We start from the raw sequence: 806 nt of genomic DNA on the forward strand, positions 1-806 counted from the left end.
CCCTCCGCCCGGGACTCGCCGACGGTCACCAGGCCGGACATCCCAGAGGCCACGTCCACGCGAGGCTCACGTGCCAGCGTGGCGTCGACGACGATCCGCACGCCCGGCACGGTCAGCGAGGACTCGGCGACGTTCGTCGCCACGACGACGCGTCGCCGGCCAGGAGACGAGGGGGCCAGGGCCGCGTCCTGCGCCGCAGCCCCCAGGCGGCCGTGCAGCGGCAGGACGTCCACGCCGGGCGGCACCTGGCTGCGCAGGCGGGCGACGACGTCGTCGACCTCCCGGGCCCCGGGAAGGAAGACCAGGACGTCCCCGGAACCCTCCAGCGCCTGGAGCGTGGTGGAGGCGACGTGGGCGAGGAACTCGCGCGCAACGCCGTGGGCGGCGAGCCTGGACACGCCTGCGGGCGGGGGCGCCCACCGCTCCTGGAGCGGGTGCAGGGCAGAGGGGACGTCGAGGACCGGGGCCGGCGTGCCCTGGCTGCCCAGCATCTGCGGCAGGCGCGCAAGGTCCAGGGTCGCGGACATGGCGACGAGCGTGAGGTCCTCGCGCAGGGCTCGCGCGTCCAGCAGCAGGGTGAGCAAGAGGTCGCCCTCGATGGAGCGCTCGTGGACCTCGTCGAGGATGACGGCGTCGACACCCGGCAGGTCAGGCTCAGCCTGCAGACGGCGCAGTGCCAGGCCTGCGGTCACCACCTCGATGCGTGTGGCGGGGCCGACCTGCCGGTCCCCGCGCACGGCGTAACCCACACTCTGGCCGATCTCCTCGCCGAGCAGGCTGGCTAGGCGCCGAGCCGCGGCCCGGGT

General features: G+C 75.1%; 1 protein-coding gene. It reads right to left on the minus strand.

Features of this window, described 5'->3' with window-relative positions; all coding sequences use genetic code 11:
* A partial coding sequence (locus HMPREF0058_RS11450) for a helicase-related protein (RefSeq protein WP_006549960.1) occupies window positions 1–806 on the minus strand: 806 nt, incomplete at both ends.

The sequence above is a fragment of the Actinomyces urogenitalis DSM 15434 genome (assembly GCF_000159035.1).
Taxonomy (GTDB): domain Bacteria; phylum Actinomycetota; class Actinomycetes; order Actinomycetales; family Actinomycetaceae; genus Actinomyces; species Actinomyces urogenitalis.